At 54.1% G+C, this 24663-nt stretch carries 24 protein-coding genes and 2 pseudogenes; 5 read left to right on the top strand and 21 right to left on the bottom strand.

All coding sequences use genetic code 11. The annotated features are described in order from the left end of the window. The 7 genes from lysS to HMPREF3142_RS06410 form a co-directional block, all read right to left on the bottom strand. Positions 1-1213, bottom strand: a 1213-nt coding sequence (gene lysS / locus HMPREF3142_RS06440) for a lysine--tRNA ligase (RefSeq protein WP_228706470.1), incomplete at its 3' end; no start/stop codon positions are given. A gap of 331 nt (positions 1214-1544) precedes the next feature. Beyond that, positions 1545-3020 (bottom strand): dipeptide permease DtpD, encoded by a 1476-nt coding sequence (dtpD, locus tag HMPREF3142_RS06435; RefSeq protein ID WP_040973735.1) that lies wholly within the window; start codon positions 3018-3020, stop codon positions 1545-1547. 60 nt (positions 3021-3080) lie between these two features. Further along, positions 3081-5228: a lysine decarboxylase CadA gene (cadA, locus tag HMPREF3142_RS06430; protein ID WP_022064710.1), complete on the bottom strand. Its 2148-nt coding sequence runs from the start codon at positions 5226-5228 to the stop codon at positions 3081-3083. Positions 5229-5310: 82 nt separating this feature from the next. Continuing rightward, positions 5311-6645 carry a cadaverine/lysine antiporter gene (cadB, locus tag HMPREF3142_RS06425; protein ID WP_008805484.1) on the bottom strand — a complete coding sequence of 445 codons (1335 nt, stop codon included), beginning with the start codon at positions 6643-6645 and terminating at the stop codon, positions 5311-5313. Between the two features lie 365 nt (positions 6646-7010). Further along, the gene (gene cadC / locus HMPREF3142_RS06420) at positions 7011-8591 is read right to left on the bottom strand and encodes a lysine decarboxylation/transport transcriptional activator CadC (protein ID WP_022064709.1); all 1581 of its coding nucleotides are present in this window, start codon (positions 8589-8591) and stop codon (positions 7011-7013) included. Between the two features lie 293 nt (positions 8592-8884). After that, a complete protein-coding gene (locus HMPREF3142_RS06415; RefSeq protein ID WP_002892402.1) occupies positions 8885-9157 on the bottom strand; it encodes a YdgH/BhsA/McbA family protein in 273 nt (90 codons plus the stop codon). 100 nt (positions 9158-9257) lie between these two features. Continuing rightward, positions 9258-10178: a Kdo(2)-lipid IV(A) acyltransferase gene (locus HMPREF3142_RS06410; RefSeq protein ID WP_008805482.1), complete on the bottom strand. Its 921-nt coding sequence runs from the start codon at positions 10176-10178 to the stop codon at positions 9258-9260. Between the two features lie 510 nt (positions 10179-10688). Here HMPREF3142_RS06410 and HMPREF3142_RS06405 point away from each other — a divergent pair. Beyond that, complete coding sequence (locus HMPREF3142_RS06405; RefSeq protein ID WP_012542565.1) at positions 10689-11555, top strand: GNAT family N-acetyltransferase; 867 nt, start codon at positions 10689-10691, stop codon at positions 11553-11555. Between the two features lie 22 nt (positions 11556-11577). Here HMPREF3142_RS06405 and HMPREF3142_RS06400 read toward each other — a convergent pair whose 3' ends face one another. Genes HMPREF3142_RS06400 through HMPREF3142_RS06385 form a run of 4 tightly spaced genes read right to left on the bottom strand, consistent with a single transcriptional unit; the run spans position 11578 to position 16365 of the window. Further along, the gene (locus HMPREF3142_RS06400) at positions 11578-12603 is read right to left on the bottom strand and encodes a fimbrial protein (protein ID WP_008805480.1); all 1026 of its coding nucleotides are present in this window, start codon (positions 12601-12603) and stop codon (positions 11578-11580) included. A gap of 1 nt (position 12604) precedes the next feature. Next, positions 12605-15040, bottom strand: a complete 2436-nt coding sequence (locus HMPREF3142_RS06395) for a fimbria/pilus outer membrane usher protein (protein ID WP_070611857.1) — start codon at positions 15038-15040, stop codon at positions 12605-12607. Positions 15041-15050: 10 nt separating this feature from the next. Then, a complete protein-coding gene (locus HMPREF3142_RS06390; protein WP_070611855.1) occupies positions 15051-15746 on the bottom strand; it encodes a fimbrial biogenesis chaperone in 696 nt (231 codons plus the stop codon). Between the two features lie 58 nt (positions 15747-15804). Next, positions 15805-16365, bottom strand: coding sequence for a fimbrial protein (locus HMPREF3142_RS06385; protein ID WP_048267611.1), 561 nt, complete (start codon positions 16363-16365; stop codon positions 15805-15807). A gap of 470 nt (positions 16366-16835) precedes the next feature. Here HMPREF3142_RS06385 and HMPREF3142_RS06380 point away from each other — a divergent pair, with 470 nt between their 5' ends. After that, a complete protein-coding gene (locus HMPREF3142_RS06380; protein WP_012968790.1) occupies positions 16836-17498 on the top strand; it encodes a LuxR C-terminal-related transcriptional regulator in 663 nt (220 codons plus the stop codon). Next, entirely contained in the window at positions 17476-17781 is a 306-nt protein-coding gene (locus HMPREF3142_RS06375) for a hypothetical protein (RefSeq protein ID WP_070611853.1), read from the top strand. The genes HMPREF3142_RS06380 and HMPREF3142_RS06375 overlap by 23 nt, the downstream gene beginning before the upstream one ends. Before the next feature lie 51 nt (positions 17782-17832). On the opposite strand, the gene HMPREF3142_RS06370 is transcribed toward HMPREF3142_RS06375, so the two are convergent. Both HMPREF3142_RS06370 and HMPREF3142_RS29325 read right to left on the bottom strand, forming a co-directional pair. After that, a complete protein-coding gene (locus HMPREF3142_RS06370; RefSeq protein WP_012968792.1) occupies positions 17833-19137 on the bottom strand; it encodes a citrate synthase in 1305 nt (434 codons plus the stop codon). A gap of 45 nt (positions 19138-19182) precedes the next feature. After that, a pseudogene (locus HMPREF3142_RS29325) lies at positions 19183-19323 on the bottom strand (hypothetical protein). 324 nt (positions 19324-19647) lie between these two features. On the opposite strand from HMPREF3142_RS29325, the gene HMPREF3142_RS06365 reads away from it, so the two are divergent. Beyond that, positions 19648-19818, top strand: a complete 171-nt coding sequence (locus tag HMPREF3142_RS06365) for a hypothetical protein (RefSeq protein WP_002892370.1) — start codon at positions 19648-19650, stop codon at positions 19816-19818. A 78-nt stretch (positions 19819-19896) separates the two neighbouring features. Here HMPREF3142_RS06365 and uraH read toward each other — a convergent pair whose 3' ends face one another. From uraH to HMPREF3142_RS29835, 4 genes are all read right to left on the bottom strand, one after another. Then, a complete protein-coding gene (gene uraH / locus HMPREF3142_RS06360) occupies positions 19897-20298 on the bottom strand; it encodes a hydroxyisourate hydrolase (protein WP_008805473.1) in 402 nt (133 codons plus the stop codon). A gap of 373 nt (positions 20299-20671) precedes the next feature. Then, positions 20672-21046, bottom strand: a complete 375-nt coding sequence (locus HMPREF3142_RS06355; RefSeq protein ID WP_128205980.1) for a hypothetical protein — start codon at positions 21044-21046, stop codon at positions 20672-20674. Between the two features lie 90 nt (positions 21047-21136). Further along, positions 21137-21601: an outer membrane lipoprotein gene (locus HMPREF3142_RS27500; RefSeq protein ID WP_071787335.1), complete on the bottom strand. Its 465-nt coding sequence runs from the start codon at positions 21599-21601 to the stop codon at positions 21137-21139. 322 nt (positions 21602-21923) lie between these two features. After that, positions 21924-22085, bottom strand: a complete 162-nt coding sequence (locus HMPREF3142_RS29835) for a hypothetical protein (RefSeq protein WP_224275149.1) — start codon at positions 22083-22085, stop codon at positions 21924-21926. Between HMPREF3142_RS29835 and HMPREF3142_RS30195 the strand changes: the two genes are divergently transcribed. Then, positions 22063-22128 (top strand): type I toxin-antitoxin system SymE family toxin, encoded by a 66-nt coding sequence (locus tag HMPREF3142_RS30195; protein WP_223170017.1) that lies wholly within the window; start codon positions 22063-22065, stop codon positions 22126-22128. The genes HMPREF3142_RS29835 and HMPREF3142_RS30195 overlap by 23 nt on opposite strands. Before the next feature lie 137 nt (positions 22129-22265). Here the strand turns inward: HMPREF3142_RS30195 and HMPREF3142_RS06350 are convergent, their stop codons facing one another. From HMPREF3142_RS06350 to HMPREF3142_RS29830, 4 genes and pseudogenes are all read right to left on the bottom strand, one after another. Next, positions 22266-22523: a hypothetical protein gene (locus HMPREF3142_RS06350; protein ID WP_023297152.1), complete on the bottom strand. Its 258-nt coding sequence runs from the start codon at positions 22521-22523 to the stop codon at positions 22266-22268. 614 nt (positions 22524-23137) lie between these two features. Then, positions 23138-23629 (bottom strand): annotated as a pseudogene (locus tag HMPREF3142_RS30190) (VENN motif pre-toxin domain-containing protein); the annotation flags it as partial. A gap of 127 nt (positions 23630-23756) precedes the next feature. Further along, positions 23757-24056, bottom strand: coding sequence for a hypothetical protein (locus HMPREF3142_RS06340; RefSeq protein WP_032105472.1), 300 nt, complete (start codon positions 24054-24056; stop codon positions 23757-23759). Positions 24057-24070: 14 nt separating this feature from the next. Beyond that, positions 24071-24663: VENN motif pre-toxin domain-containing protein (locus HMPREF3142_RS29830; RefSeq protein WP_176747609.1), on the bottom strand; the 593-nt coding region annotated here is incomplete at its 5' end.

The raw sequence follows: 24663 nt of genomic DNA, 5'->3' as shown, positions 1-24663 counted from the left end.
CGTTACGGCGCGCCAGCGGAGAAACTTCCGCCGGATATTCGGTGATGAAGGTTGGCTGAATCAGATGCGCTTCCGCCACTTCGTCAAAGATTTCGGTGACGATACGTCCCAGACCCCAGCTTTTCTCTACCTGAATACCGAGAGATTCCGCCAGCGCTTTCGCCGCGTCGAAGTTATCCAGATCCGCCATGTTGGTTTCCGGACGGTGTTTCTTGATTGCTTCGCGCATGGTCAGTTTTTCAAACGGCTTACCGAAATCAAACACCTGGTCGCCATATGGCACTTCGGTTTTGCCCAGCACCGTCTGCGCCAGGGTGCGGAACAACGACTCGGTCAGTTCGATCAGGTCTTTGTAGTCCGCATACGCCATATACAGTTCCATCATGGTGAACTCTGGGTTATGGCGTACCGAGATCCCTTCGTTACGGAAGTTGCGGTTGATTTCAAACACGCGTTCAAAACCGCCGACCACCAGACGTTTCAGATACAGTTCCGGCGCGATGCGCAGGTACATATCCAGATCCAGCGCGTTGTGATGGGTGATGAACGGACGGGCGGACGCCCCGCCAGGGATCACCTGCATCATCGGGGTTTCGACTTCCATAAAGCCGCGAGCCACCATGAACTGGCGCATGGTCGCGAGGATCTGCGAACGGATACGGAACGTATGACGTGACTCTTCGTTGGCGATCAGATCCAGATAGCGCTGGCGATAGCGGACTTCCTGATCCTGCAGGCCGTGGAATTTATCCGGCAGCGGGCGCAGGGCTTTGGTCAGCAGACGCAGCTCGGTGCAGTGAATAGAGAGTTCGCCGGTTTGCGTTTTGAACAGCTTGCCGCGGGCGGCGATGATATCGCCGAGGTCCCATTTTTTAAACTGTTCGTTGTAGACGCCTTCCGGCAGGTCATCGCGCGCCACGTACAGCTGAATGCGGCCGCCGACGTCCTGAAGAGTGACGAAAGAGGCTTTGCCCATCACGCGGCGGGTCATCATCCGGCCAGCCACCGCAACTTCAACGTTCAGGGAAGCGAGTTCATCGTTATCCTTCGCATCGAATTCAGCATGCAATTGGTCAGAGGTATGATCGCGACGGAAGTCGTTGGGGAAGGCTACGCCCTGCTCACGCAGTGCAGCCAGTTTTTCGCGACGAGTTTTCAGTTCATTATTAAGGTCAATGGCCTCATCGGCACCTTGTGCTTGTTGTTCAGACATATGGATTCCTCATAACCTTGCTTTCAAACTAGCTTCGATAAATTGAACCAGGTCACCCTTCCGCGCGGCCTGTCTCTGGAAAGACACCAGAGCACAATCTTAACGATCCTGGATTCACTCCAAGCTGATCTCACTCAGCTATGGCTTCAGTAACGGTATTTTTTATCGTTGGCCTCCGCGCATGCCAGAATATCCTCCTCCTATTCACTAAGCTGTGCAAGGAGCGACTTCGCGCTCCGCTGTTGATGTCATGCCCCCGGTCGCGCTGCGCTTATCGGGGCTACGAATAGCGGCCCGGATAAGGCGTTTACGCCACCAGCCGGGACGAGCGTCAGGCGCCGCCGCCGGTAACTTCACCGGCAGCCGCACGGCGTTTGCCCACACTACAGGCCGCGGCAAAGGCGATAACGACCATCACCGCCACGCAGCCGAGGGTCCATTCGCCCATCTGCGAGAAGAAATGTTGATAGGCAGCAATCGCCGTGTCGCTAATTTGCGATTCGGTGGTTTGCTGCGCCACCACGCCCGCCAGCCAGTTGGCGACCGCGCCAGTGGCCAGCATATAGATCCCGGTCAACACCCCGGTGACGCCGGGCATGTTCAGACGGGTGATTTGCGCCATCGCCACCGGGTCGATAAACAGTTCGGCAAAGCCCATCATCGCCAGCCCGGCGACCATCATGCCCATCGAGGCCTGGCCGTCAGCCGCGCCGTGGCGGGCATTGAGCGCCAGCAGCATAAAGCCGCCGCCCATCAGCAGCAGGCCGAAAGCGAATTTCAGCCAGACGCGCAGCACCGAACGCACGCTGCCTTCCGGGCGCATCAGCCACGCCAGCACCACGCCGGCCGCCATCACCGCCACCGCGTTGACCGACTGGAACAGCGCGGTTGGCACGTCCCAGTTCAGCAGGCGACGATTGACGAAGTGGTCGATAAACAGGCTAATCGAGCTCCCGCCCTGCTGCGCCAGCACCCAGAACAGCGTTCCGGCGAGCATCAGCAGGACGATCTGCCACAGCGCGCGACGATGCTCCGGGGCTTTGATCATGATCCGCGCCACCATCTGGGCGGCGAACAGGCAGACGAGCGCCAGCAGATAGCCGGACCAGTTGTTTTGCAGCAGCAGCGTGAAGAACACCGGCGCCAGACACAGCATCACCAGCAGCCAGCCCCAGGTCGGCAGCACAAATTTCACTGCCCGCAGCGCCGGTTTATCGACGCCGCGGGTATGCCGGAAATGGCGGCTGCCGCTTAAGAAAATCATCAGGCCGATAAACATGCCGATCCCCGCCAGCGCAAAGCCGATATGCCAGCCGTACCACTGCGCCGCCAGTCCGCAGGCGATGGGCGCGGCGATCGACCCGACGTTGCCGGCGGCGTACAGCAGCGAGAAACCGCCGTCGCGACGCGGGTCGTCGTGAGCGTACAGTTCGCCGAGCAGGCAGCTGATATTGGATTTGAACAGGCCGTAGCCGCAGATGATGATCGCCAGCGCGACGTACAGACTCCATGCGGAGGTCGACTCGACGCCCAGCACCACGTGGCCGAGGGTCATTAACAGCGCCCCGGCAATCACCGCCGTGCGGTTGCCGAGCAGGCGGTCGGCAAGCCAGCCGCCGAGAATAGGGGTAACGTAAACTAAAGATGCGTAGGCGCTGAACAGACTGATGGCATGGCTGTCGTCAAAGCCAAGCTGGTGGGTGAGATAAAGGATGAGTAAGGCACGCATGCCGTAAAAGCTGAAGTACTCCCAGATCTGGATCGCAACGATGTAGTAAATCGCGCGCGGCTGTGAGGGTGTTTTCATAGGTTCTCCTTGCAGCGTGAAAAAAGGGAAGTGGCAAGCCACTTCCCTGGTGTGCGTCTATTACTTGTTGTTTTCTTCTTTCAGCACTTTAACGGTGTAACGACCATCCGCCTGACGATAGGCGCCGTGGATATCGGTTTCGAAGCCCGGGTAGTGGGCGCCGATTTCGCACAGCATCTGCAGGAACTCCAGCACCGGGCGGCTTTCTTCGGTGATCATTTCACCCGGCATCACCAGCGGCACTCCCGGAGGATACGGCAGGATCATGTTGGCGTTGACGCGGCCGACCATCTCTTCGAGATAAACCTCTTCAGTCTGACCGTGCAGCTCTTTCTGGAACGCGGCATACGGGGTCATCACCATCGATGGCAGCACTTCAAACGCGCGGAACATCAGGTCCGGCAGGTTGTGATGCTCAATCAGTTTGTGAATGTTCTGCGCCAGGTCCTGAATACGCATGTTTTCATAGAATTCAGGATCTTCACGGTACAGCGACGGCAGCATGTTTTTCACCCGCAGGTTCAGGTCGAACGCGCGTTTGAAGTCGGTCAGCGCACGCAGCAGGCTCAGCGCTTTGGTTTTGTCGATACCGATGCTGAACAGGAACAGCAGGTTGTACGGACCGGTTTTCTCCACCACGATGCCGTGTTCGTCGAGATATTTCGCCACGATGCTCGCCGGAATACCGAAGTCATCCATGGTGCCGTCTTTCTTCATCCCCGGCGTCAGCAGCGTGACTTTGATCGGGTCGAGGTACATGTGCTCGTTATCGATGTTTTTGAAACCGTGCCATGCACTGTCGGAACGCAGCGGCCAGCATTCAGCGCCATCGATATGCTCCGGCTGCCAAACGTCGAAGAACCAGCCGTCAGACTCGCCTTTCAGACGTTTGATCTCTTTACGGAACTTGATGGAACGTTCAATAGAGCCGTCGATCAGACGCTTACCGGCGTTACCCTTCATCATCGCCGCCGCGGTTTCGGTGGACGCCACGATCCCGTAGTGCGGGGAAGTGGTGGTGTGCATCATGTAGGCTTCGTTGAAGGTCTCTTCGTTTACGTCGCCTTTCACGTGGATCATCGACGCCTGGGAGAATGCCGCCAGCAGTTTGTGCGTGGACTGGGTTTCGTAGATCACTTTCCCTTCGACGCGGCCGCCGCTCATCCCGCATTTGCCTTCATAGATCGGCGAGAAGTTGGTGTAAGGGACCCATGCGGAGTCAAAGTGGATGGATTTCACATCCAGGGTTTTCTTGATGAAGTCGGTGTTATACAGCAGACCATCATAGGTTGAGTTGGTGATCACCGCGTGTACCGGCCAGGTCGCGTTCGGCGTCTCTTTCACACGCTTGGCGATAGTTGCGTGCTGGAATTCGCTCTGCGGGATACCGCCGAGGATACCGTAGGCGTTACGGGTCGGACGGAAGTAGATCGGCGTAATGTCGCTCATCATCATCAGGTGAGTCAGCGATTTGTGGCAGTTACGGTCAATCAGCACGGTGCTGCCGGCCGGCGCGGAGTACATGCCGACGATTTTGTTAGCAGTAGAGGTACCGTTGGTCACCATGTAGCTGCGTTCAGCGTTAAAGACGCGAGCGATATACTCTTCCGCTTCTTTGTGCGGGCCGCTGTGGTCCAGCAGAGAACCCAGTTCAGAAACCGAAATGGAGATATCGGATTTCATGGTATTCGGGCCAAAGAAATCATAGAAGATGCTGCCTACCGGGCTTTTCTGGAACGCGGTACCGCCCATGTGGCCTGGGGTGCAGAAGGTGTATTTACCTTCACGGACATATTTGAACAGCGCTTTGGTCAGCGGCGGCAGAATGGTATCGATGTATTCATCAGTGTTCTGTTTGATTTTGTTCGCGATATCTTCCGCAGCGCCCAGCGCATATTCGAAGAAGCGAACCTGCATGCGCAGATCGTTCAGGCTAACGTCCAGAGTCGAGTAGGTGTTAGCGAACGCGTACAGCGGCATGTACTCGTTCATTTTGCTGATTTCTTCGCACAGTTCGAGATTGTATTTATCCCAGTCGAAGATCACGCCGCACAGACGAGAGTTGTTTTCGATAAGTTTTAATAAGTCGTCACGGTCGTTCGGGTAGACAATACGGAAGTCCAGGCGTTCGAGAGCACGATGCAGTTCACGGATGGGTTCTTCTTTGAAGTAAACACCCATGTGATTCATGATTGCAATAACGTTCATAGTCAAATCTCCAGATGTAGAAAGCCCCTCCCGTCGCGTGATGACAGGTGATGGAAGGAGCCTCAGGAAAAAGGGTTACTGATTAGTGCGCGTTAGCGGGGCTGTTGTTATCCGTTGCGTTGTTCTGGCGCTGGTGCATTTTGCGACCGTAGAACATCAGGATAATCAGGCTAACGATAAAGGTGCCGGCCAGTTCGAAGGAGCTTGCGCCCATCAGCGCGATGAAGCAGAACACGCAACCCAGTACCGAACAAATCAGGCTAACGAAGTTACGAATGTTGATGCCTTCGAAACGAATCAGGTCAACACAGGAGTAGAAGTAAGGCAGCATGGTCAGCAGTACCGCGATACCGGTCAGTTCGCCGAACAGGTCAGAAGCTTTACCACCGGCGGAGTTCATCAGGGTGATCAGCACCATCAGCGCGGTCATTTTCACCGCCGCCAGCAGCAGGCCTTTTTTCGGGATACCGTTGCTATCGACTTCGCCATACACTTTCGGGAAGTTACCGTCGTTGGCGGCACGTACACCGGCCTGGCCAACCAGCATCATCCACGAGCCCAGAGAAGTCAGGCAAGCGAAGGCAGTGAAAGCGGAAACCATCGGAGCAGCCCAGCCGCCGAGAATGGTAGAGGCGCTAATCGCGAACGGCGCACCGGACGCGGCCATCTGAGAAGCAGGATACATACCGGCGATAACCTGAGTCGCGGCGATATAGACGATACCGGCCATCGCAGTACCCAGCATGGTAGCCAGCGGGACGGTACGTTTCGGGTTTTTTACCATCCCGGTACTCACGGCGGCGGATTCGACGCCAACGAAGGCCCACAGGCAGAGCAGGATACTTTTAATGACCGCGTGGCTATCGGTGGTGCTGGAGGTGTTCCAGTTCGCCTGATAGGTGGCGACATCAAACCAGTGCCAGCCGACAACCGCGGTCATGACCACTGGAATAAGCACCAGTACCAGACCAATAGTGGTCAGACGGCTGACCCAGGTCCCGCCGAGCATATTAACGAAAGTAAAGATCCACACGATGGCAATACAGGCAATACCTGCTGGCACCGGGTTATTTAAAATTGGGAAGAACGTAGAGAGATAAGAAACTGCGGTAATCCCGATGGCCAGGTTACCAATCCAGTTTGCATGATAATAAAGCACACCGGTCTGGAAACCGAATGCGGGAGATATTTCCCCGGCGTAGGCAATTGGACCACCCTGTTGCGGGTTCTTAGTGGCCAGTCGGGCATAAACATAAGCCAGAGACATCGCACCAATAATTGAAATTACCCAGCCCCAAATGGCAATACCACCGATGCTGGCCAGGTTCGCAGGTAATAATGCAATACCGCTCCCCATCATATTACCGGCGACGACACCGGTACAGGCAAATAGCCCGATCTTCTTGGCAGAACTCATGGTTGTTTTTCTCCTAAGTTTATTTGGGAGGTACAGATCATGATACAGAACCATTAATTGACCCGACCAACTGCCAACAAGATTACTGATTTGTACGAGATAAGTCCTAAAGATAAAGTGAAATAACAACAAACATCAGACAAATGATATTTTGACCTTTTTCGCTTAACATATAAACATGACAACAGGGTGTCAGAAAAAGATAAACATCGTTTAGTTACATGGAGTTAGAGTGGGAGGTGAGTGTTACTGAAGTGTTATTCAAAGCCTCCTGAATGCTAAATACAAATAACAACCAGAGGCTTCATGAGAAACATAAATTTAACCTCATCATGCCCAAAACCTTGCGCATGATGAGGGTTTACTTATTCTGAAGAGAGGAAATTGTCGAGATACGGTACCACCCGATTAACTGATGTCTGGAAAACACCGTTTTCAATCCAGTACAGGGTATCCCCGCCGGGCCGTAAATTAAACGCGGTGATGTAAGAATCGGCAGCCAGTCGGTTCTCTCCTTTCATCTCATAGACTTTGCCTAACAGCACATAATTCAGCCACGACATCTCTAAATCAATCGCACTGTTAATCGCGGTATTCGCTTCGTCGACTTTACCCTTACCCAACGAATCTACCGCTTTTATTTGATAATAAATCGCCATGTCTTTAATACCCGGCATCTCCCCTACCCGCTCAACCTCACTGTAGAGGGCAGCTAGCTGTTTATCGTCCAGCGGCTGCTGCGAATGGCGTAATACATCCACCAGCGTTTTTTCGGCATAGGCGTAAATAAAATCCGGCGCCCGCTTAATCACATCATCCAGCAGGCTACTGGCTTTACTTAATGAATCAACATCGCCCTTCATTAACAGCTGATGCGACTGGTAGAAATAGGTTAACGCCACGCTCTGCGAGGGCTGATATTGCCTGAGCATCGCCTGCATCCGCGCCGGCCACGGTTGCGTCAGGGCATCCGACAGGCTGTTCATCAGATCGTTCTGAATGGTCAGCTGGTTGTCGTTGGTCACAAAGTAGCGTTTATCCAGCATCGTCGAGCTGTCGGCGTTATCCACCAGCTGGACCGACATAAAGCACTGCTGCGCCCGATAGTGGCGCTGATTGACGAACTCAATGGTCAGCGTTTTCCCGGAGCTGCTCGGCTCATTGATGTTGTAGTCCGTTTTGTCATGCACCATAAAGGTCGAGAAGGTGTTCAGCGAGGTGGTGATCAGGCTGGCCAGGCCGACCGCGTAGGAGTGCTGCGACGACCAGTTGGCGCAGGAGTTACCATTGACCAGGTGGATATCGATATCGCGCGGATTGAGCAGCAGGCGCGCCTTGTTGACCGGCGGCCGCGACTCCATGCTCGACAGCGCCACCAGCGCCACACAGGTGCCCAGCGCCAACAGGAACAGCCCCCACACCAGGGCGGTGGTGAGGCGTTTGCGGGCCGATGGCGCGCTGGCGACAGCGGGAGCCGCCGCTGGCGCTGTCACCGGCGCGGTAAGATCGGCGGAGGAGTCGGGGGCTTCTGGTGGCCCACCGGCAGCCGGTGGCACGGGAATAGCGGTCGACGACGAAGGCGTCAGCGCCTCCATCTGCGGGGCGAGTTCCTCCCCCTCCTCGGTGCACCAGATCACCGGCACCGTGAGCTTATACCCCCGTTTGGGTACCGTCGCGATGTACTCAAGGCTAACGTCGTCGCCGTCTTTGAGCGACTTGCGCAGTTCGGAAATACTCTGCGTGACGACGTGGCTGGTCACAACGTTCCGGGTCCAGACGTTTTCGATAAGCTCGTCCCGGCTAAGCACTTCCCCCGGATGGCGGGCAAAAAAGACCAGAAGATCGATTAAACGCGGTTCAAGGGTAAGCTGGCGCCCCTTCCTGCTGATTTGGTTTACAGAGGGGGTTACCAGCCATTCACCGACGCGAACAACAGGTTGTAGCATACAAGAAAGCCCCAGACAAAAAGGGAAAGGCGCGATGATAACACATTTGTCCTACCTATTTTTGCCAGGGGTCACTCCCTCAGGCATTAGGTCAGAATTGGCTTTTTATCAACAATAAAAAGCAATAATTCATTAACATCGTGATCATGAAATTTATATATAGCGATAAAAATGCATTTCCGCTGCCGCAATTGCCTAAGGCAATTCCGATGGCAGAAAAAAAATGAGCCCGGAGGCTTAACGCGCTCCAGGCTCAATGCGTCGCGCGCCGCTACGGCACGCTTTTAAAAAGGTTATTTATACACTTCCGCTGTGGCTTCGAAGTTTGGACCATGCTCGCGCGCGGCGGTAATCACGTAATATTTTCCGCCTTTCTCATCGGCCAGCTTAGAGAGCTGATCGTGCAGATCGGAAGGTGAAGAGAACTCGCCACCGGACGGCCCTACCGAGATCGGTCCAACCTTGGTCAGTTTGAAGTGTTTCACTTCTTCTTTGGTGATCAACTGTGCGGCGGACGCGCCAAATGCAACGGCGGAAAGGGCTAACGCGACTATCACTTTTTTCATCCTGCAATCTCCTTGGAATTAGCCTTCAGTCAGGCTCTTTCAGTATAGACGGCGATTTACTGAGCGTGCTACCGATGCGCTTATTTTTCGGCCGAAGCGTTCAGTAACGCGGCGGTACCCCTTCCGGGCGAGTCTTAAAACGCCGGTGCAGCCACATATATTGCTCGGGCGCCATCAGGATGCACTGTTCGATAATCTGATTCATCCAGGCCGCCGTGACCTCGGCGCTCGCCAGCGGCGGCGTGCGCTCTGGCGTCAGAGAGATCAATTCATACCCCATGCCGTTGGGCTTGCGCCGCGGAACAAACGGCACAATCGTCGCCCCGGACATTTTCGCCAGCATCCAGGTGCCGGTGGTGGTCGCCGCCTGCTCGACGGCAAACAGCGGGGCAAAAACGCTGCTGGCCGGGCCGTAATCGTGATCTGGCGCGTACCAGAGGATCTCCCCCTCTTTCAGCGCCCTGACCATCCCTTTCAGATTTTTTCGATCCAGCATGGTCTTGTTCGAACGCAAGCGTCCCCAGGTCTGCAGCCAGTCAATCAGCGGGTTATCATTGGGCCGGTAGACGCCAATGCCCGGGGTAAACATGCCATACATTCGCGCCCCCATTTCGAGGGTCAGAAAATGAATACCGATCAGTAAGATGCCCTGCTTTTGTTCCAGAAGCTCCACCACCTCGTTAACGCCGCTGGTCTCGGTCCAGCGCGCCACCCGGTGCGTCGGCCAGAACCAGGCCATGCCGGTCTCCATCAGCCCCATGCCCAGCGATTCAAAGTTTTTCACCAGCAGCGCCTCGCGGTCGGCGGCGCTCATCTCGGGAAAGCAGAGTTCAAGATTACGTCTGGCAATCCGCGCGCGGCTTTTCATCACCCGCATTGCCAGCCGCCCAAGCGCCGTTCCCAGACGGTAGATCACCGGATACGGTAATTGCACCAGCAGCCACAAAAAGCCAATTCCCAGCCACAACAGCCAGTAACGCGGGTGCAAAAGCGCGCGGGAAAATTTGGGTAAATTTGACATAGTAATCCTGTTAATTCACTCAATAATAGCTGAGCAAAAACCGCGAAATAAAGTAGCGGATCCTGCATGTTATATTTTTCCAATTCGTGCGGTAATACTCAGACACAAAGGGCGTTATTATACGTCGCTTCTTGAGTAATTTCAGCCCTTGCGATGACGGCTACTCTATTATTAGGCAGATCGCGTAAAATTTCCTGTTTAATGCATAAATAAATAAACCTAACCTCTACGGCGCGGCCGATTGTCGATAAAATCGCCAGTACATTTGCCTCAGCCTCTCGACCAGTGCCTCGTTTACTCACGCTCTATTATGGCGATAGCAAACGCAAACAGGCCGTTCAGCCCGGTCTGATATGGCCAGCATGCGGTTATTTGTGACTGGGGCAAAGGTTAAGCATCGACATTGCGGATCCTTTTCCCAGATATGCTACGTTTACAGCGCTCATTCGACGCAAGTGCCTTTGCCGACGTCGCCGCTTTCAGAAGCCATAGTGAGAAGGAACTATGACAATGAATTATCAATTAGTGAAGCAAGTCAGAGAAAATAGCCCATTAAGAAAAAGCTTCATTGACCTTGCCGTTAAGACTTTTGATCTGTCTTTTGAAGAGTGGTATCAGCAAGGTTACTGGACCGACGCCTATATCCCCTACGCCTTTGTCGAACGCAATAAAGTTATCGCTAACGCTTCGGCCAATATCATCGACCTGCGCTGGCAGGGCGAGCCCCGGCGTTATATTCAGATTGGCACCGTGATGACCGAACCGGACCACCGTAATAAGGGATTAGCCGGCCAGCTTATCCATCACATCCTGCAGGACTGGCAGCAGGAGGCGGACGCCTTCTTTTTATTCGCCAATCCCACCACGGTGGATTTTTACCCCAAATTTGGCTTCACCCGCAGCGAAGAGCATCAATATATTATGCCGGTTTCCCCGCGAGCCGGTGATTTTCGTAAACTGGATATGGACAGCGCTGACGATGTCGCCCTGCTCCGCCATTACTATGAAAAATCCAACCCGTTCTCACCGCTGCGGGTGGAGCATAACTTTGGCCTGCTGATGTTTTACTGCTCAGCCTTTATGAAGCATTTTGTTTATTACTCGGCAAAAAATGAGGCAGTGGTCATCGCCATGCAAAACGGTCCGGTGCTGATCTGCTTTGACCTCTTCTGCGAGGAGGGTAAGAGCCTGTCGACGCTGGTCAACGAACTGGCCGATGACCATGTTTACCAGGCCATCCTCGGTTTTACCCCTAATGAAGACCGGCTCGGCGAGTATGAGAAAATAGAGGGAGAAGATATCCTCTTCGTCTATGACCAGAAGGAAAACCTGTTTAAAGACAGGAAGTTGATGTTTCCTTTACTGGCGCATGCCTGACGACGCCACGCCGTCAGGCCGATCAGTTATAAGTCACCACGAAGGTCGCGCTGGCGTTCGCCTCGCCCGCAGTCACTGCGGGCTGCGTCTGGATATAGCGGGCCTGATAGGATAAACGATAGTTCGTCTGACTGCCTTTATTCCCGGACCAGACCTGGCTCACCTGGTTTAGCGGCACCAGCGCGCCGCCGGCGCTGAGGATTTGCACGCCAAGTCCGGATGCGCCTTCAGGTTGGTCATCGATTTTAATCACCTCGTTGGCGGCGACAGCGCTGTCCACCGTCGCGTTAAACTGCATAAACACGCTGCCGACATTTTCACAGTTCGTCAGGTTGATGTTAAAAGGAACCGGGGCGGTGGTGCTGTTGAGCCCGGTAAACGCGGTTTTGTTATGCCGCCCGAGGAAGACGTTAATGTTTTTACTGTCGTCAGTAATCTTGCAGGTGGGTGATTTGACCTGAATACAGAGCCCACTGACGCTAAAGCGCATCGCCTGTACTCCGCCAAGATAAATATCGCCAAGGTAATCGTTAAGGCAATACTCGCCCGGCGGCGGTAGACCGCCGTTATCGGCAATCCGCCAGAAATAGATGGTCGGTTTTTTATTTTCCGCCTGAAATGCGCGCTGGCCGGAAAATACCGGCGCTGAGGGCCAGGCCGTGAACAGGGGATCGAAATTAATGCCATCCTGTTCCCCCATCTGGAAGCTGTAACCAATGCCCGGCAGGCGGTCGATGCTGTAGATATCCCCGGGCTTGCCGTCTCCCGCCGGGCCGACCCGTGAGCCGCCGATGCTCTGAAACCCGCCGGGCTCGCTGCCGCTGCAGGCGATCTCCCAGCGTTCGTTATTAGTGATAATCATCCCTCCGTAGCTGTATAGCAGGGAGCCGATGGGGCGATTGCTGACGTCAAGGTTGATACTGGCCTGGCTGACGTTCACTGAATACTCGATAGTTTTGCCACTGACCATCTGGCACGCTGCCGACAGCGAGGCGCAGTATCCGCCGGCCAGCAGAAGCGGTACCCCTGATGCGATGATTTTTTTCATATTACTTCTCCTTTATTCCCGGCCGGCAGACCTGATGCGGCGTACCGCGGCTAACCTGTTGCGCCGCGTCGCCGCGGATGGCATAGGCCAACCGGCAGCGTTGCCCGCTGCGTTCGCCCCATACTACCGAGACGCTGCCGTCGGCCTGCGGCACCCGGGCATACAGCAGCCCGCCCTGACCGACGGCGCCAACCGCCCGACCGCTGTCGTCAAACACCTCCGCGCCCAGCGGGGGCGCCGCGCCATCCGGCAGCGTGACATGGGCAAACCAGGGATAGCCGGTACGCGTGACAAATTTGACCTTCACCGCCGCGCCCGAATCGGGCACCACCGTCGTGCTGCTGGAGACAATCTCCACATGGTCGTTCAGACCCTGCGGATCGAGATCCAGCCAGTTATCGGTAAAGGGATCGAGGTAAGGGATGATCGTAAAACCCTGGCGGTTTATCGGCTGTCCGAGGCGGTTTGCCACCCGAGCGCCCGCCGCGCCGGGCGCTTCCACAATGGCGAAGGTTTCCCCCAGTTCGGGGGTGGCGGTCATTCCGCCCTGATGCGCCACCAGGACGCCCGATGCCCCCAGCGAGTACTGCTGCTGGTGGCGACCGGCGCTGGCGCTGGCATTCAGGTACGCATAATCCGTACGCAGGCTACCGTTGCCCCCAACGCTGGCCTCGTGCGGGTTCTCCCGCGGCATGTCGTAGCTGGCGGTCAGGCCATAGCTAAAGGCATTTTTCTCGCCAGCGCTGCCGGTATAGCTGGACTGCAGCTGGCTGCCGTAGTTCTTATCATGGTTAAAGCGGGTAGTCAGGCTGCCCGCCTGCCCGAACGGCAGCGAAAAGGAGACGCCCACCACCTGATTATTGCGGTGATGAATATCCTGACTCTGCTGGGCGTACAGGTAGTAATTGAGCTGGCCATAGCGGTTGGCGTACCCCAGCTGATAGGAGCGCCAGCGGTGGTGGCGGACATCCTCACTCCAGATTCCGTTAAACGACAGGCTGCCGCTGCCGGCCTGCTGAGACAACGTCGCGCTGTAGCGGGTCATCTCCCGCCAGTCGTTAGGGTAACGGTCGTGCTCCCGGACGGCGTCGCGAATGGAACGATAGTTGCCGTCGTTGCTGTGGCTCATCGAGACCAGCATCCGCGTATCGGACGCGAAGGATTTTGATGCGGATACCCGCCAGCGATACCCCTCCTGCCAGCCGCGTTCCCTACCCTTCGCCGCAGAACGGGAAAGATCGACCGCCAGCGCCCCCCAGTAGGTATTGAAGGCGCTGCCGACCAGCGTCGAGTAATAATCCGTCGTCGCGTTGGCGCCGGAATAGCCGCTGACATAGTCATTGAAGCCGTACTGCACCGTGGCTTCGCCAAATCCCGGCCGCCCGGCGATCCCGTCCTCATCCAGATAGCCCAGCGACAGGTCATAGTAGACCGCGCCTGCCCGCACCAGGCCAGGCAGCGCGGCGTACGGCACAGTAAAGGTCTCCTGACTGCCGTCCGCCTCATGGATCGTTACCTGTAAATCGCCGCCGGCGTTGGTGGGATAGAGATCGTTAAAGGTGAATTTGCCCGGCGGAACCGTGGCCTCGTACAACAGGGCGCCGTTCTGGGTGACCGTCACGCGGGCATTGGTGCGCGCCACGCCGCTAACCGACGGCGCAAAGCCGCGGCGGGAGCCCGGCAGCATGCGCACATCGGTAGCCAGCCTGCCGCCGATAAAACTGACGCTGTCAAAGAAGGTTCCGTCGGTCCATCCCTGACCCAGCCGTAACGTGGACGCCCAGTTCACGACACTTCTCTCAGCCCAGGTGGCAATGCTATCCCAGTGTGTATTCCCCTCCTGCGCCTGGTAGCTGGACTGGTGATGTAAACGCCAGCCAAAGGCGCGCAGGCTGGCATCCAGCCCGAGGTAATGATGGCTGCTGCTATCCCCGTCGACGATGCTCTGATAGCTGTTGGCCTGATAGCGCAGCACCGCGGCGGGCACGCCGCTATCCACCTTCTTCAGGTTCACCGCCCCCCGATAATGGGGTTGCAGTAGCGCCTGGGGCATATTCACCCGCAGGACGTTTTCCCCGCTGTCATACTCCCAGCCGATCGCCTTATTGATCTGCGAAAAGCGCAGGCAGGTGGCCGCCGCCGGCCACTGGGCGTCCTTCAGCTGCAGGGCGTCGAACAGCGAGGGCGAGATGCAGGGCTCAAGCTGGCCATCGTGTTCCTGGATAACAAACGTTTCTTCCGCCAGGTCCCGGCCATTCACCGAGAGCGTGCTGCGATACTGTCCGGCGTGCAGCGGATTACCGTATTGATATTTCTGGAGATCAACCTGCGCGGCGCCGTGCAAATGGGCGCGGTTAAAACTAAACGCCTCTGCCGCCCATGCCTCCTGCCAGGGAAGGAGCAGCATCAACCCAAACTTGATCTCCCTGAGTTTCATAATAATGTCCTTACTGAGGATAATTATGATTCACTACCGCGCCGTAATCATTGATGGTGGTGAAGCTGAATTTCTCCGGCAGCGTACGCAGCGCGACCCCTTTAAGCGCGATCTCCAGCGAGGAAAAAGGGGCGACCATGCCAGCGGACTGTTTTTGTCCGTTAAGGGTGATGCTGTCGATGGTGATATAGCGCGATGAGGCATTGCTCACCCGCAGCCCATTGCCCGTGGGAGTCAGCGCCCAGCGCAGGGCATTCTCCGGCGCCATTTTTTCCGCCGCCACGCCTGCCGGACGGTAAAACAGCTTGATACGCGACCGTATCGCGAGCTGGAGGTAATTGATTGCCGTGCCGTTTTTCGGCTCAGGCGGGATGTCCAGCAGATTAAACCAGAACAGCGACTCCCGATCCTGCGGCAGACGGCTGCCGTTGAACACCAGGCGCCAGCTTTGGCCCTTTCCCGGCTCGATACGCACAATCGGCGGCAGCACAATAAACGGCGCCGAATCTTTTTCCGGTTGATTTTGCACGCGGCCATCGTCGACCCAGACCTGCGTCAGAGAGGGGGTCTCCCCCATATTGGTGGCCCGGACGGCGATCTCTTTTTTGTCGCCGGAAAAAATAATCCGTGTGCCGTCAATAACCATGCTGGCGTCCGCCGAGGGTAAAATGCAGGACAGCAGCCATGCCAGAACCATACGCCGCATATTCACCTCCTCCTTGCCGGGTGGATAAACGGCCCCTGAGCGGGGCCGTGGACAGGGTTTACGGATAGACCACCGTAAAGTTGACGTAGGTAGCGACTTTTCCAGCCGAAGCGGCGTCGGTCGCATAGTAGCGGGCATAGAAAGGTAGCGAGGCGGAACCATCCTGCTCAGCCACCGCCACCGGGATCACGTCCGGGCGAGCAATGGTGCCGTCCGCAGCGACCGCCGGGCTCTCCGCGAGGTTAATCGGCGTAAACCGGGTGTTCAGCAGTTCCACATCGACGTTTTCTGCTTCCGTGCCGTCAGACAGGGTATTTTTTAGTCGGCCCTCCGTGGAAACGTATTGATCTTTCTCGAAGTACACCGAGACATCAGCCCCTGGGGTGCAGCTCGTCAGATCGATGGTGAAGGGAACCACGCCCGCCGTCTCACCCGCGCTGCTAAGCGCTGAACGCTGGACCGTCGGCAGGGTCACCGTCTTGTCTTTATTCACTACCGTACAAGTATTTTCGATGACTTCACCATTAAAGGTGACTTTGCCATCAGCAGCCTGCGCCGCTACCGGAGAAAGCATCATCATCACCACGAAAGATGCCATTCCATTGCTGTATTTTTTCATATTCACTCCTCATCACCACGCTTATGGAGAATCGTTCAGGAAATACCCTGGCGTACTTTATACGTACAATTTATTAATGCTCAGTCCATTGGATTAGCCTGTTATCTTTTAATCCCTTCCCTGCACTGACATCCTACTCACTTCATCGTTTATTATTCAAATTCGCCACCAGGACCATTTCTACTTTTTATAGAAAAGTCTTAACGCCACTCTGAAAAAGAAATAAAATAAACGCACAGCAAAAACATAACTCATTGTAAATAAATAATAATTTTTATTTTTTGTTTTCCATACAACATTCGTAAAATGCGATCTAAATATCTCACCCTCATTATTAACCACCTCCTCCCACGTTCTCCCCCCTCGATTGAAAGCGCAGGGAGTATGTTATTTCAGGTGGGTATTCTCTACAGTAAATTGTCGAATCAGGCAGGACAGCATGCACAGCGTATTTATGCCAGGAGGTCATTATGTTGATCTGCATTGCGGATTCAGAATATTTTAATATTGCGCTGAAGGCGTATATTAATGAACCAAACAGCAAGCCTCTGGATATTAAAGAAATGCTCTGTTACCCGTTTAGCGGACAGAGTGAGATGTTCTATACTTTTTTTGCGACCGATGCCGGAGCCCGGTTAAGCACCATCCTTATTGATTACAGCAGCGTCAGCATCGAAGTACTGCAGGTCGCGCTCAGTTTAAAATCGTTTAATCCCCTGATCCGGATCTTTATTTTTGCCAAATCAGGCTACCCGTTGAGCGATCTCGAAAGCAGCCTCGCCATTGTGCTCGGCGCAGAGTTCATCACCAGTTTTGCCGGGCTCAGTACGGCGCTTGCCCGCGCTCCGCGCTGGACGTCGCCCCCCGCCGACAAGCTCTATATCGCCATACCTGACAGCTATAACCTGACCCGTAAGGAAACTTTTTTAATCAGCCTGTTGATGGGGGGAATGCCGTTGTGTCACGTGGCCAGCACCATGCAGCTCACGATCAAACGGGTCTACTACTACCGTTCACGCGTCCTTAGCAAGCTGGCGGTGAAAAATAACGTGGAACTGATGAACAAAGTTCAGGGGATGGTGTTACGCCACTACCGACAGGAGACAGGCCATGAAATCGTATCTCTACGCTAAAAATCGCCTTATGTTGATTATCCTGAGCTGGCTAAGCGCAGACGAGGCGTTGCCATCTCGTCACGATTTCCAGCAGACTGAAGCCATCCTCAGCACCCTGCATATACCGTATGTGCTGAAGCCTGACCTTGATCAACTGAGAGCTACGCTACAGCCATTACTCGCCACGCCCGGGCCGCAGGCCTGTGAGGTAGGCGCTTTTCTCAGCGCCCTGTTGGCGCTGTATACCCGGTTAACCGAATATACCGCCGTCGAGCACTATCTGCTCTCCCGGCATCTCTAAGTAGCACCCCGCCTGGGCAGGAAGACGCCGCGCGCCTCCTGCCCGTACGCATTACCTTGGGCCAGCAGACTGCTCGCCGCGTCGGGAGACGTAATCCCGATAGCCCTCGCCAACGTAAATCTGCCGTGGCCGGTAGATGGTCAGCGGCGCCTGGTGCATCTCGTTCCAGTGCGCCACCCAACCGACCGTCCGACCGACCGCGGTGACCACCGCAAACATCGACGAAGGCAGATTCATCGCCTTGAGGATCACCGCGGTATAGAAATCCACGCTTGGCGACAGGCCATTGTCCACAAAATAGGGGTCGGTCAGCGCCACGTCCTCAAGGGCCATCGCCACCTGCAGCAAACGGTCGGACATGCCTACCTCCGCCAGTACCCGATGGCTGGTTTCACGCAGGATCCCGGCGCGCGGATCGCGGTGACGGTAGCGCGAGTTGCCAAAACCCAGCCGGCGAAATGCCTGCGGATCGCGCTTCGCCTGGCGCAGAAACGCCGGAACCTGATCGACGCTTTCAATCTCCTCCAGCATTCGCATGCTCGATTCATTGGCGCCACCATGCATTGGCCCCCACAGCGATGCCAGCCCGGCGGCGATGCAGGCGAATAAGTTTGCCCCGGAAGAGCCCGCCGCACGCACCGTGGTGGTCGAGGCGCACTGCCCGTGATCGGCATGGAGCACCAGGATCTGGTTCATCGCCTGCTCGATAACCGGATTGAGGACGTACTTCTCGGCCGGGATAGCAAACAGCATCTGCAGGAAATTTCCGGCATAGGAGAGATCGTTGCGCGGATACGCGGCGGGTTGTTCAATGGTGTACTTGTAGCTCATGGCGGCGATGGTGGGCATTTTCGACAATAACCGGGTGGCGGCCAACGCCCGGTGCTGCGGATTTTCCACATCCAGGACATCATGATAAAACGCCGCCAGCGCCCCCACCAGAGCGCACATCAGCGCCATCGGGTGCGAATCGCGACGAAAGCCGCTGCACATGCGGGCTATCTGCTCGTGGACCAGAGTATGGCGGGTGATGGTCTCGCGAAAGGTTTGATAGCTGGCCTCATCCGGCGCGTCACCGTTCAGCATGATGTAGGCCACTTCGAGAAAATCGCACTGGCGAGCCAGCTGATCGACGGGATAGCCGCGGTGCAGCAGCACGCTGTTTTCCGTATCGATCCACGAGATCGCCGACTGGCATCCGGCGGTATTGGCGAAGCCGGGGTCATAGCTGCAGAATCCGGACTGATTTAGCCCGCGCATGTCGACTCCCACCGGCCCCCGCGTTCCCGGCACCTGCGGCAGGGCGATGGGCGGTTGTTGCCCGGCAAAAGAAAGCGTTAACGGTGTAGTGCTCATCCTGTTAGTCCCCCAGCAAGCTTATCAGCGACCTGAAGTCATTCTTCAGGCGGAAAGACCAACATAACCAATGTGATGCCGCTTATTCATTGATGTCATCACTATAACCCTGACAAAGAGGATATTTTACTGGCCTTCACGGGGAAACAGGCCGTCTTTCCCCAGCCCACCGCCGGATAGCGGCACAAATCGCCAAGGATAAAGGCGATCATCGCTGTCAAAATTTACGCTGAGTAAAGAAAGGATGAAGAAGAGCTACCATGAATTTTGTGCTGTCGATGACCCTCATCTGCATTACCATCGCCTGGCTGATGATGAGCCTGCTGCCGGTGTAGATGCACCGCTAACCGCCACGCCAGTGGTCTGGATAACCCCTCCTTCAATTGATTTCCGCCGAGGTCTTCGCCTCTGAGGTTTCACAAGAGCCATATAAGAAGTACTGGTTGCATATCAGGCTGTTGCGTTTTCCCGCCGAGGGGTAGGCTAAAAGCCCACTGTTAAGGAGGTGATATGTCTGGACTGATCAATCCACATGCGGCCCCGGAAGAAGCAGCCTATGCGCTGCTGATTGAGCTCGTTCGCGCCCAGCGCGTGCCGCAATATGAAGGCGAAATTTCCGGCCTGCTGGCGATGTACGACGAAGCTGTTAAACACTTTAAAGAGAAAGAGACCGAGCGTTAGGCGTGGACATCGTGGTGTGAGGAAAACGTGACGCCTGCGGGAGACGCGCAGGCGTTGGCTGGATAGCGGCTTGCGTCATCAGCTGCCGCGGTAGGTAGAGTATCCGTACTGACTGAGCAGCAGCGGGATATGCAGTTTTTGATTTTGCTTTGTAACATTGAAAATAACCGGAACCACCGGGAAGAACGTATTCATGTTTTGGCTTTTAAAATAGTCACCGGTTTTAAACGTCACTTTATAAACCCCCGGCTCCATATTCTCCGCCTGCGGATAGAGCGATTTAATCCGCCCATCGGCATCCGTTTTACCGGTGGCGATATGCTGCCAACTCTCCCCCTGCTGTTTATCCAGCTCAATCTGCACCCCCGGTGAAGGGAGCCCGGTTTGCTGATTAAGAATGTGTACGCTGAGCGTCCCCTCTGGCGCCGCCAGCGCGCTGAAGCTGAGCAGAGAAATTACGGAGGCGATAACTAATTTCATAATCGTGACCTTATTGGGCAAGTGAAAGTGCCCTAACTATAGTCAGCGCGGCGGGGAAAAAAATTAAACTTTTTGTTATCAGATTGCGGTTATTTGGTCTGTCCCCTTCCCGTAGGCCGACGAGCTGGCCTCATCATAAAGAGAGGATATGTCTGCTGAGAAGGCTATCCGCAAGCAAAAGATTTGCGGCCAGAGCCTGGCACTCTCGCACGCCTCACAGCGCATGGTCGTGTTTCTGACTACGTTGCCTACTTATTTTCATGCAGCATGATTAGCGTGTTACGCTCAAGCTCACCTCTCTTCCTGAAACTGATAAGAATGGTGAGCGGCTTGACGCCTGATATATTCCGGCTTTTAAAAGACATCCTTGTTTTTAGGGTATCGTGCTTCTGCAGTATCGGATTGCTTTATTCCAGCCATCGATCAAGATGTTATCTCTGTTATCAAAACGAACCCGTAAGCCTGTACCGTTTAAACTTTCCGTGACCATAATCGAAATGGCTGAGTTCATATTTTGTTTCGTTAAGAAAAGCTTACCCTCATCAGTTAACTGGCTATCATCAAGAATAAAACCGTTAATTTTCGCACCGGTTTTAAGGCATCGAACGGTTGTCTGCGGGTTTGAAACAAAACTGACATTCATCGTTTGCGAGTTTCCAATATTCGTCATAAACACAGAGCAACCAGCGATAAGTGTTCCTGAAAAAAAGAGGCAAATTACCTTTAAAAAATAAGATGGTTTTTTCATAAAACACCCTAAATTTGAGATATTCCATTTTTACCATGCCAGCCTTAAAGCGTAGCTGGCATTAGGTATTTATGTTATTAACTATTAAAATTAGCGCGGGGATACTGTCGTTTGCCCACCTACGGATGAAATGGCAACTCGTTGCCCTACCGAGAATCGCGTTGGCCCCTGACGTTGTACGACCATGAACGTTCTTCCATCATCTAAGCGTATTTCAAGCTCGACCCCTTGAACAAGATTCATTCTTGCCTGAACCGCCTGACCAGCTAAACCTCCCGCAACAGCGCCAGTCGCCGTCGCCAGTCTTTGGCCTGAACCGCCACCGACGGCACTTCCCGCTACACCACCAATGACACCTCCGGCGACAGCGCCAAGCGCATTACTGTTATCACCCGCCTGAATTTGCACCGCTCTGACTGACACCAGCTGGCCATAAAAAACTTGTTGTACGCGTCCAGCCGTGGCTGAGGAATGGACATCACCTGAAAGATGACTGGTATTGGTACATCCAGCAATAACTAATGTAAAAGCAATTAAGCACATTTTTTTAAGCATGTTAACCTCTCCATTTGCTGCATATTAACGTCATCATTTCATAAATAATCAGCTGGACAATAATGATAAAAGTTTACTGGTATAATATGTATTATAGGCTTTAATCATTACGTCATCCTGAAAAAATTTGAAGATGAAGGGCAAGGGCTCACCAACCCCATTTGACGCCAGCAATAATCTACTAAGCTCTGATAATTGGGCATATCATGCAACGTCTCCCCCACCGCTGCCGGGTCCCAGGTCACAACCAACTATTTCAATGACCTCAATCCCGTCGTTTCATAACCGCGTATTTGTTTTGATATTTCTGTCGCAGGCCAGATCAATGGGCGGTGATAATGATCATGTTATTCCGGCTATTGTAGCCGGGATCAATCACCACGCTATCGCCTGTACTTCCCGTCGTGGAAGCACCCTGGCTCTGAGTGGGGTCCGCTTCACACAGGTCGTGCGGTAACTGGCTGGCAGAAGCGGGATTCAGCACTGACACACCGGTGATGGTCAGCGTGGAACAGGAACAGCTGTGATCGAGCCGGTCAGGTGCTGACGGCTAAAAAGAAGATCCAGGTGCGATTGCCGGGATGCTTACATCGCAAGCATGCCGCCTGCGCATCTTCACTACCGCCAAGTAAATTATTCTCAACAACAACTCACTCGGGTAGCGTTATTTGCGTCTGTTTTTCCTATAGTGCTGGTAGTACACAAACCAGCAACCTATAGCTCCAATAACGCCACCAACAACGCTGCCTTTCAAAATTTTCACATAATCGATGGATAATAAATCCACAGTCAATCCGCTAGTACTAAAATAAAATAATTTTATTAAAATTTGAGTGGCAACCGTTGCAATAAATATTCCAATAGGTAAAGCAATCACTAAGTAGAGCAGGCTCAAAAGCCATTTTGAGAGTGAAAATTTCATTTCTGCCCCTCCGTTGTTTTTCCTGCTTGATCATTGCCATATTCTGTTGTGACTGAACCAGTTATGTTGCCAGCAACGCCGGGCACTGGATTAATCGGCAGCGGTTTGGATATCCCCATTCCAACATCTGTCCAGATCCAATCTTTCCATGGCTTCATTGGATTAAGGACTTTATCAAACGGTAATTCAACCAGTTTACCTGCACCATAACCCAGCCCGGAAGCAGCCCCGCTGATCAATCCACCTTTCAGAGGATCATCACCTTTGAGATAATTTGATGTGGCACCACTACCAGCATTAACTGCCATCGTTCCCCACACTCCGGTTCCTGCTGTGAATGCTCCGGTCCAGTATCCCAGAATAACGTCATTTGGATTTACTTCACCGTTAATCAGAAGGCCCACTCCAGCATTAGCTCCAGCACCTATCAGGCTGGTTGTAGCTGCTGCTCCCGGTAATAATGGCCATGCCATTGCACTACCTATTGCGGCTACTGCCGTTTCGCATGACACCGGCGTTCCACCACTGCACGCTTCCCTGATTTGCTCCTGCTGCTCTTTTGTCCATGACTCAACTGTTCCCGGCTTGTTGGCCTCTATCGCTGCCAGCACATGCGCCAGCGAGTTATTCTCCACCGCGTTCTTCCCGCCCTGCGCGCCCGCCACCGCTGACGCCTTACTGTCGCCGGCCAGACCGCCTGCCATTCCCGCTGAAACAGTGGCCAGCGTACTGACCATCTGCTTCTGTGCTTCCGTCAGTGTGGACAAATCCGTCACATCCGGGTACAGCATGCCCGCTATTGCCTTCGCGGCCAGTTCACCTGCTGCCGCGCCCGCTGCGCCCGCCGCCGTACTGTTGCCCTGCAGCGCCGCCACCGCACCGCCCAGGATGGCGTGCGCCACCACCGCGGCACCGTCACTCAGCCCTGAACCGTGACCGATAAGATTCGCCAGCTCCGGCGCCGATACCCCTGCCAGCGCTCCGGCGATATCACCGCCCGCCAGCCCCTGAAGCGCTGCCGTGGCTGCCTGGATACCCCGCTGGATATCGCTGCCCGTGCCGTATTTCGCCTGTTCATCTTTGTACGTCTGCGTCTCTTTAAGCTGCTCCGCTGACATTGCCGGATGAACCTTGGTTAATCCAAGGAATTACCGTAGGGGCTTAGCAACGTCAACGGGTTGCCGAAAAAATGACGGTTAAAAAGAAGATCCGGAATTCGTCGGGATCTTCTTTTTACTCTTTTCTTATGTATATCAGTAAACCATTTTTATTTTTTATCGGTTGTGGGGGATCAAGACGCTTAACCGTCGTGTCAACAGTAAAATCTTCATCAAAATCAGCAATAATTTCAGTTTCTATTACTGACACTAGCTCTTTATCATCATCATCAATTTGTCCATCAAAATAAAATAGTAAGCTAATGTTCTTACCTGATAATTCAGCAACAACAGCTCTGATATTAGGAGTCACATTTCCAAATAAAGCTCTTTGCACTGAAAGTTTTAAATACACATTTGAATCATATAAAACCATTATATATTCCTTAGTTACTCTGATGGTCTTGCAGGAACAATATGCACACCATTTTTACCATAGTGAACTATGCCGTTTGTTGTCGGTGTGGACACTCCAGTCTGAGGGTCAATATAGTTTCCAATATTTTGACCATAGTTTATTCGTTCCTTAGAACCAGGGGTACCGACAGGGGTATTACCTACCTGCTGACCAGTTCCCAATTTGGGTAAAAATAAATCAGGTGAGACAGTAAGAATACTTTTATTCAAACCTGCTTCCGATGCTATTTTATACTCATTAGTTCCAGGTAAGTGTTTGTTCTGTTGTCCTTTATTAATCGTAAATTTACCAATCCCACCACCGCCTTTCAGCGGATCGCCATCAGCCCCTTCAATACCTATCTTCAGCATCGGGTTGATATCGAAGATCTTATCTTTCTTACTCAGCGAGTTATTCTCCACCGAGTTCTTCCCTGCCTGCGCGCCCGCCACCGCTGATGACGTACTGTCCCCGGCCAGACCGCCTGCCATTCCCGCTGAAATAGTGGCCAGCGTACTCACCGTCTGCTTCTGTGCTTCCGTCAGCGTTGATAAATCCGTCACATCCGGGTACAGCATGCCCGCTA

Source organism: Klebsiella sp. HMSC16C06 (assembly GCF_001808325.1).
Taxonomy (GTDB): Bacteria; Pseudomonadota; Gammaproteobacteria; order Enterobacterales; family Enterobacteriaceae; genus Klebsiella; species Klebsiella variicola.
The sequence above is the reverse complement of the archived record's forward strand: the minus strand, read 5'-3'. Positions and strand labels throughout refer to the sequence as shown.